6 protein-coding genes and 1 tRNA gene are annotated in these 8,240 nt (G+C 58.3%); 4 read left to right on the top strand and 3 right to left on the bottom strand.

Going from position 1 to position 8,240, the window contains the following annotated elements:
• A partial coding sequence (locus VMJ32_17825; GenBank protein ID HTQ40882.1) for a CpsD/CapB family tyrosine-protein kinase occupies nucleotides 1-993 on the top strand: 993 nt, incomplete at its 5' end.
• 95 nt (nucleotides 994-1,088) lie between these two features.
• Nucleotides 1,089-2,000, top strand: coding sequence for an exosortase-associated EpsI family protein (locus tag VMJ32_17820; GenBank protein HTQ40881.1), 912 nt, complete (start codon nucleotides 1,089-1,091; stop codon nucleotides 1,998-2,000).
• A gap of 44 nt (nucleotides 2,001-2,044) precedes the next feature.
• Here the strand turns inward: VMJ32_17820 and VMJ32_17815 are convergent.
• The 3 genes from VMJ32_17815 to VMJ32_17805 form a co-directional block, all read right to left on the bottom strand.
• Nucleotides 2,045-2,128: transfer RNA gene (locus VMJ32_17815), tRNA-Leu, on the bottom strand.
• A 13-nt stretch (nucleotides 2,129-2,141) separates the two neighbouring features.
• Complete coding sequence (locus VMJ32_17810; GenBank protein ID HTQ40880.1) at nucleotides 2,142-3,767, bottom strand: SpoIIE family protein phosphatase; 1,626 nt, start codon at nucleotides 3,765-3,767, stop codon at nucleotides 2,142-2,144.
• 335 nt (nucleotides 3,768-4,102) lie between these two features.
• Nucleotides 4,103-4,732, bottom strand: coding sequence for a DUF6580 family putative transport protein (locus tag VMJ32_17805; GenBank protein ID HTQ40879.1), 630 nt, complete (start codon nucleotides 4,730-4,732; stop codon nucleotides 4,103-4,105).
• A gap of 172 nt (nucleotides 4,733-4,904) precedes the next feature.
• Between VMJ32_17805 and VMJ32_17800 the strand changes: the two genes are divergently transcribed.
• Nucleotides 4,905-7,046, top strand: a complete 2,142-nt coding sequence (locus VMJ32_17800; GenBank protein ID HTQ40878.1) for a 3-hydroxyacyl-CoA dehydrogenase NAD-binding domain-containing protein — start codon at nucleotides 4,905-4,907, stop codon at nucleotides 7,044-7,046.
• Nucleotides 7,039-8,208, top strand: a complete 1,170-nt coding sequence (gene fadA, locus VMJ32_17795; protein HTQ40877.1) for an acetyl-CoA C-acyltransferase FadA — start codon at nucleotides 7,039-7,041, stop codon at nucleotides 8,206-8,208. The genes VMJ32_17800 and fadA overlap by 8 nt, the downstream gene beginning before the upstream one ends.
• Nucleotides 8,209-8,240: the final 32 nt, after the last annotated feature.

Below are 8,240 nucleotides of genomic sequence, written 5' to 3'. Positions count from 1 at the left end.
GAGCAGTTGACCGGTTTGCAGGAAGAGATTCATGAGGAAGAGAGACAACGCGAACGACGAGAGGCCGAATTGAACGACGTCCGGCTGGCACTGAAGCTGCCGTCGCGGGTGATCGTGTTAAACGATGCCTCCGTGCCAGACGCACCGAGTGAGGCGTTTCGAATTGTGGTGACGGTTTTCGCGGGCTTCCTGGGTTTGCTGTTGGGCTCCGGAACCGTGGTGGCCATGGAATACCAAGCCCACCGTTTGAATACGACCGGCGAACTTGCCAGCAATACAGGCCTGCGCGTGTTGGGAACCGTGCCCAATTTGGAGGCGCTATCGCGGACGAAGGGATTGAACGGATCCGCTGCCTTGCAAGGAATTTTAGCCGAATCGGTCGACAGCATCCGCACGATGTTATTACGGCAATCGCGGGACGACGCGCCGCACGTGATTATGGTGACCAGTGCCGGCGACCGTGAGGGTAAAACGACGGTCGCCTCGCATCTAGCGGCCAGCTTGGCGCGATCGGGCCGCCGCACGCTGCTGGTGGACGGCGACCTGCGGGCGCCCACCGTACATGCCATGTTTAGCGCCTCGCTGGAGCCCGGCCTAAGCGAAATTTTGCGTGGCGAAGTCGACCTGGAAGGGGCAATTCAGCCCACGCCTGTCGACGGCCTGATGCTGATTGCAGCCGGAGCGTGCGATTACCAGGCGATCGCTTCGTTGTCGAAAGATTTGTCGAAGGATACGTTCAACAAGGCACGGGAACAATTTGATTTTATTGTCATCGACGCCGCGCCCGTTCTGACTTATGCGGATACCCTGTTGCTGGGGGCGCATGCGGATGCCGCCATCTTGAGCGTGCGGCGCGACGTAAGCCAATTGCAAAAAGTTTACGAGGCGCGAGAGCGCATGGAATCGGTGGGGATCAGAGTTTTAGGAGCGGTGGTGAATGGCATCACGGAAACCAGCCGGCGACCGGCCTATGCCTTGCCGTCGCCAACCTAGTTTTCGTGCTGGCAGGCAACGCGTCGTTGTGCGCCGCTGGCAACGTTTTTTTGTATTTCAGTTGGGTTTATAGTCTTTCAGTTGGAATTTATCTTATGGAACTGCTGGCAAACTATTGGAGCTTTATCATTCCCGCCGTGGTTTGTCTGGGGCTGCTCGTCGTTCATTTTTATGTGCAGGGCACCGGCAAGTTGCTGATCCGATTGGCGATTGTCAGCATCGTGCTACTGGCAGCGCATTCGTACTTGCAAGGAAAGTGGACGGAGCGATGGAATCATCGATCCGTTTCAGAAGAGCAAAAACTCTATGCGGAGCGATTGAACCACGTTCCCACGTCCTTTGGAAATTGGGACAGCGTCGATTCGCCCATTGACGAACGCTCCAAAGAGGCCTCGGGGGCGGTGAATACTTTTTCTCGGCGATATGTGAACCGAACCGATCCGGACAAAGCGGTTGAGATCTATATTGTTTGCGGCCATCCCAAGGACATTACGCAACATACCCCCGACCAGTGCTACGTGTTAAGCGGCTTTGAAGAAGCGGAAGATGAGCAATCGTACACGATTGATTCCGGAGAGAATGGTAAAACGTCAGCCGATTTCACCACCACCCGATTTCGCAAGGGCCTTTCGTTCAATCCACAAGATCTACGCATCTTCTGGAGCTTCGGTCATGACGGTAAATGGGAAGCCCCGCGCGTTCCAAAGTATTCTTTGATGCATTATCCGGCGTTGTACAAGATTTATGCCAACACGGACTTGCATGGGTCGACGCACATCAGTCCGGTGGACAGCGCCGCCGTCCCGTTCTTGCGGGAATTCATGCCGATTTTGAATTCGGTTTTGTTCCCGCCGGATGAAAAATCAGGTAACAGCGCAGCCCCGAGCGAATCGGCTGCTTCCAATGGTGAGGCGCAAACCACGCCCGCTGCCGCTCAGACCGCCCCGGCAGCGGAAGCCCATTCCAGTCCGCCGGCAGCCGACGACGAAAAACCGTCGGGCAAATAGTTCGGTATTGCGGAGCGGTTCGCCACGGCGGGCGCTATTAGGAATGCGGGAAACAGGACTTGAACCTGCACGGTATTGCTACCACTAGGCCCTCAACCTAGCGCGTCTGCCAATTCCGCCATTCCCGCAGATGGGAGAATTCTAGCTCAGCAGACGCTGTACGACCAGGATGCTGCGGTCCTGCGGCCTGGAGCGATTCTCCTCGTCCCGGCCCTCTGCCAAAGGAAAAGAGACATCGTTTGGTGCGGGAAGCGCGTCGTGCACCAGATCGATCATCCGCTGCGGCGGCGCGGCCAATTCCTTGAGCAACAGCCGCGAAAGAGCGGCATCGTCGAGGGGGCGACCACGGGCATCGGCAGTTTCCATGATTCCGCGATTGCAGACGACCAGCGACTGGCCGGGGGACAAAATCAACGGCTTTTTTCGCTCCGTTTGGATGACCGGCGTCAGGCCCAGCGGCTCGCTGGGCTTCACCAGGGAGGCCCAACCGTCGGGCTTAAGCCACAAAGCATTGGGTCGACCGGCGGCGGTGAAGTGGCAGCGGCCGTCCGCTAGATTCAGCTGTCCCATCCAGAGCCCGGCCCACCAATTGCCGGCCGAGCTTTCCCAGAGGATGCGATTGGCGCGGCGGAGCAGCTCGTCGATGTCCAGCGGCGTATCGTCGGCTGCGCGCAAGGCTGCCCGTAGCGCCGCGGAAGCCAGCGCGGCCTCTAATCCGCCCTCGCAGGCATCGCCGAGCATGAGCAGCAGCGATTGATCGTCGAGCATGCGCCAATCGTAAAACGCGCCGCCCAAAGATTCGGACTGTTCGGTCCAGCCGCCCAGTGACCAGCCGGGCAACGGCGGCGACACCACCGGCAATTGATGCTGCTGGGTACGCCGAACGGCCTGCACTTGTTGCTGGAGTTGATGGCTGGAAGTTTTTTCCTCAATCAGGGCATAGCGTTCCAGATCGGAGGCGATTTTTCCGGCAACCACTTCGGCAATGTTCGTCTGTTCGTCGGAAAAGGGGCGCTGCGCGTCGCAGAAAAACCACAGCGTGCCCAACGGCGCCGTGGGGCTGGAAACCGGCACACACAGCGCGGCCTCTGCCGGCTCCGGAGTTCGCCAGGGGCCGACCATTTCGTCGCGGCTTTCCAAAGCCACGGCATGGCCGATCAAGGCTTCCAAATCGGCCATTTGGTTGGCCAACGGTCGAGCCTGAGCGGTAAACTTTTCCAGCGGCAAGCCCCATGCGGCCCGAAGTTTGAGCTGGGTGGTGCTGTCGTCCAGCAAATACAGCGCAGCAGACTGGCAGCCAATTCCCTGGGCGCCAGCCCGCAACGTAGCTTCCAGGCGCGAGGCCAAATGGCCTTGTTCATCGCGATGGGGTTTTACCGGAACGGCGGCGGCCAGCTCCGCTTCGCGCTCGCGCAGGGCGCGGCGGGCGGCAAATAATTCGTTCAACAATTCGCCAATCGCCCCGGCCATGCGCTCCGCGGCCTGCCAATCGGAACGCATGGATTCGTACATGGCCGAAGCGCCGCATAAATCGATCCGCAGATGTCCGGGAGATTCTCCAACGCCCGGGTTGACCGGGGCGGACCAGAGCAGATCGATATTTTCGGAAGGTTCGGGCAGGGGGATATACCGCAGGGGCCATCCGGTGGCGTCGGCGAAGGCCTGGCATAATTCGCCAACGCAGGCCAAGTCGGCCAGATCGGTCTGCAGCTTGTCGGCAGTTTCCGCGGAGCGGAGTTGCAGATACGGAGGAATGGATGGGCTCACTCGCGCACTCTTTGCACAAAGGGACCAACAATGGATTCAGTCCGTTGCCAAAGGTGCGGTTGCGGGTTTCTATCGGGGGCGTCCAAATGAGCACGATTCGGACACATCGCCACGGTCGTCACTTACCGCAAACCAGCCGGCATCCAGTGCCGTTAGGGCTTAACATCGGCAGACGCCGGCGCGGATGATAAACTTGGGGAAAAGTTACCGATTGTGCCGCAGGGAAGGCGGATGCGGAACCCAGATGGCGGTCGAGCGAAAGGTTGCTTGAGACGGCCTGGTGGAAATGGGCTGACGAAAACGGGCAGATGAAGAGACGGGCCTCATTCGTCCGATCACTCTCGAACTGCCGGCGCCGGCGCCAATTGCGGCTTCTGTTCAATCGCTTCGCCCTGGGAAGCAGCCCACCTGTGCACACCGAAAATGAGGCCCGAGAAGAATAAATCGCCCAAGAGCATGTTGCGGAGGAATGGAAAGGCGGCGACGTAACTGTCGATTTGACCGCTAAAAGTGTGCGGATACAAATCGTTGCCCGGCCAAAGCACGAAATCGGTCACCAGATAAAACAAGATCGCCGGAGTGGCGGCAAATCCAAAAATGCGCAACCAGTTGGATCGACGCTGGAGAAACCAACCCAAAACAATAGGCAGGACAAGCATCGCAATCGCAATGCCCATTTCCCAGCGGTTGTTGTATTTGGGAAGCCCCAAATTACTGAGCACGACAATGGCCAGCGGGACCAGACATGCCGCGAACCGCGGAACAAAAAAATATCCGGCAAACAGTCCCGCGGCGGTCGTAGCGGTAAAATTAGCCAGGCCGATGGAGCTCAAGTTCGACGGTTCGTTGGCCGTGGCAGCGGAAAGTTTTGGATAGCTGGCCTCGGAAATCCAACGCGTCGCGACTCCCAAGGCGACCAGCAGGCAAAACACAAGGATATTTGTCAGTAACTTGCGGATGGCCATGGACGTTGTACTCCGGCGGGATTGCAATCTGATCGATGGTTTGGATTCTACCTGTTCGGCCAATCGCTAAGCAAGCCGGAGGTAACTATCGAGGAGGGCGGGGGTCTCCGGGTTTACGTAATGGCCTGGCACGTCTATCTTGACGGTATTCCACTGGCAGGAAAATTGAACTATGCCCAACGATGCAGTGATTGTTCTTTCGTTTGCGGACCCGGACCTTGCGGTATTGACGTTGGATGACCCACAGAAAGGGGCCAACGTGCTTTCGCAGCGCGTGCTGGAAGAATTATCGGCACATTTAGACGTTCTGGAAAAGCGGCCCAATTTGGCCGGCCTAATCGTGCGGTCGGGAAAACCGGGGTCGTTCATTGCCGGGGCCGATCTGCGCGAATTCGCCGCCTCGTTCGATGTGCCCAAAAGCGATGTCACAGCCATGTGCGCGCGCGGGAGGAAGTTGTTCCAGCGGCTTTCGAATTGCCCATTCGTCACCGTGGCGGCTATCGATGGCATTTGCGTGGGGGGCGGCGCGGAGTTGGCCATTTGGTGCGATCGCCGGGTGATGGCCGATGACGCCAAAACTCAATTCGGTTTTCCGGAAGTGAAGCTCGGCTTATTTCCGGGCTGGGGCGGCACGGCTCGGTCCTCACGAATTGTGGGCTTGGCTAACGCAGTGGAACTGGTTACGAGCGGGGAAAGCATTGACGGGCGAATGGCTTACAAAATGGGGCTGGCGTCGGATGTGGCGCCGGCCAACCGCATTCAAGATGCGGCCGTGCGCTTGATCCGGGCCGAACAAACATCGAAACAATATCTCGCAGACCGTCGCCGCTGGAGTGGGCCGCCAGATATTGACGAGACCGAACTGGGCTTTCTGGGCGCCACGGCGTATGGATACATCCAACAGCAAACCAAAGGGCATTATCCGGCGCCCTTGGCGGCGCTGGAAGTCATGTTGGGCGCCGCAACGGTGGATATCGATTCGGCCTGCAATGCCGAAGCCGAAGGAATGGCCGCGCTGTTTGGCTCGCCGGTGAACCGCGCGCTGATCAACGTATTTTTCCTGTCCGATCGCAGCAAGAAAGATACCGGCGTAAATCGGCCCGATGTGGTTCCGCGGCCCATTCAATCGACGGCGGTGGTTGGCGCGGGCATCATGGGACAGGGAATTGCGGCGACCAATTTGAAACGCGATTTGCCCGTGACTATTGCCGACGCGGCGCCCAAGGCACTCGCCGCTGGTGCACATAGAATTCTGGAAGATGTTTCCTACAACAAGCAAACCAAGGGGCCCGATCCGCAGCGTGCTATCAAATACGCCGCGCTCCTCAAAGCCACAACCACAGACGCTGAATTTGCCAACTGCGATTTGGTGATTGAGGCGATTGTGGAAAACCCGGAAGTAAAGCGGCAGTTGTACGCACGCCTGGAACCGCTGTTGCGCGAAGATGCCATCTTGGCTTCGAATACTTCGACGATTCCCATCACCCGGTTGGCGGAAGGGCTGAAACGGCCGGAGCGATTTTGCGGAATTCATTTTTTTAACCCGGTGCGAAAAATGCCGCTGGTGGAAGTCATTCGCGGCCGGCAAACCAGCGATGAAACCATCGTCACGGCGGTGGCCTACGCCAAGTCGATCGGAAAATCGCCGATTGTGGTCCGGGATGGACCCGGGTTTTTGGTGAACCGCATGCTGCTGCCGTACCTGAACGAATCGATCGAGTTGCTGCTGGATGGCGTGGAGATTTCCGCCATCGACCGGGCCGCTAGAAACTTCGGCATGCCGATGGGGCCGATTACCTTGTTCGATATGGTGGGACTCGATACGGCTTTTTACGCCGGCCGCGTCATGTACGATGCCTTTCCGGAACGGATTATCGTGTCGCCGGTGGTGCCGGCCCTGATCAAAGCGGGCCGGTTAGGGCAAAAATCGGGGGCTGGGTTCTTCAAATACACGGCTGGAAATGAGCGGGGCGTAGCAGATCCGGCGGTGAAAACGCTGCTGGAGCCGATGATTCGCGACCATCAAAAACTTAGCGACGAGCAAATTGCCGCCCGACTGTTCCTGCCGATGCTGCTGGAGGCCACACGCTTGCTGACGGATAAAATGGTACGAGACGTTCGCGATGTAGACCTGGGTTTGATTTATGGCCTAGGCTTCCCCCCCTTCAAAGGCGGCTTGCTGTTTTGGGCCGACGCTCTGGGAGCGGCAAAGATATTGGAAATGCTGAAACCGTTGGAAGCGATTGGTGATCGCTGGAAACCGACGCCAATGCTCATAGAAATGGCCAAAACCGGAAAGAAGTTTTATGGCTAATTCGTTGCAGCGCCCTGTGATTGTGGCCGCCGTGCGCACGCCGATTGGCCGTTCGCACAAGGAAAAAGGCGTGTTCCGCGATGTGCGGTCTGACGATCTGGCCGTGGCCGCGGTTCGGGGGCTTGTCGAGCGCAGCGGAATTAACCCGGCGGAAATTGAAGATGTTGTCCTGGGCAATACGCAACAGCAGGGGGAACAAGGACTCAATGTCGCTCGCACGGTGGCACTGATGGCTGGGTTGCCGATGCACTGCGGCGGAGCCACCATTAACCGACTTTGCGGTTCCAGCTTACAGGCGCTAAATCAGGCGGCACATGCAATCGTGGCCGGCGCGGAAGATGTGCAAATTGTCGGCGGGCTGGAACACATGCAACACATTCCCATGGATGCAGGAATCGATTTGAACCCCAAGCTGTTCGAGCGGACCAGCAAAGGCGCGCTGCTGATGGGCGTGACGGCGGAGTTTCTCGCCCAAACGGAAGGAATATCTCGGGAAGAACAGGACGCCTTTGCGCTACGCAGCCATCAACGGGCCGCCGCAGCTACCGCCGGGGGAAAATTCAAGCCGGAGATGGTGCCGACTTACGGCCGTGATGAGGCGGGCCATCGCATTTTGGTGGAAACCGATCAGTGCATTCGCCCCGATGCCAGCATGGAATCGCTGGCCGCATTGAAGCCCGCTTTCATGCCGGGCATGGGAACCGTGACCGCGGGGAACAGCTCGCCGTTGAACGACGGCGCGGCGGCGCTGCTGGTAATGTCGGAAGAAAAAGCCAAATCGTTGGGATTGAAGCCATTAGTGCGAATTGTGTCGACCGCGGTGGTCGGCGTAGATCCTTCGGTCATGGGCACCGGTCCTGTGCCTGCCACGAAAAAGGCATTGGAAAGGGCCGGGATGAAGCTTTCCGACATCGATTTGATCGAGTTGAACGAGGCGTTTGCCGCGCAAGCGCTGGCCTGCATTCGGATGCTGAAATTGGACGAGGAAAAAACCAACGTTCGCGGCGGGGCGATTGCCATTGGCCATCCGCTGGGCGCTAGCGGTGCGCGAATTACGGCGACTTTAGTTCACACGATGCTCGATTCCGGAGCCGCCACCGGCCTGGCCACCATGTGCATTGGTGTGGGTCAGGGTATTGCCACGATTTTTGAGCGGTTGTGACTGGCGTGAAGCGGAGCCTGATTCATTCACAA

This window comes from Pirellulales bacterium (assembly GCA_035499655.1).
Taxonomy (GTDB): domain Bacteria; phylum Planctomycetota; class Planctomycetia; order Pirellulales; family JADZDJ01; genus DATJYL01.
Note: the sequence above shows the minus strand (reverse complement) of the source record. Positions and strands in the feature narration are given on the sequence as shown.

Excerpts from the sequence above, each read along its gene's own strand:
- VMJ32_17820 (HTQ40881.1), top strand. The coding sequence starts at position 1,089 with ATGGAACTGCTGGCAAACTATTGGAGCTTTATCATTCCCGCCGTGGTT.
- VMJ32_17805 (HTQ40879.1), bottom strand. The coding sequence starts at position 4,732 with ATGGCCATCCGCAAGTTACTGACAAATATCCTTGTGTTTTGCCTGCTG.
- VMJ32_17800 (HTQ40878.1), top strand. The coding sequence starts at position 4,905 with ATGCCCAACGATGCAGTGATTGTTCTTTCGTTTGCGGACCCGGACCTT.
- fadA (HTQ40877.1), top strand. The coding sequence starts at position 7,039 with ATGGCTAATTCGTTGCAGCGCCCTGTGATTGTGGCCGCCGTGCGCACG.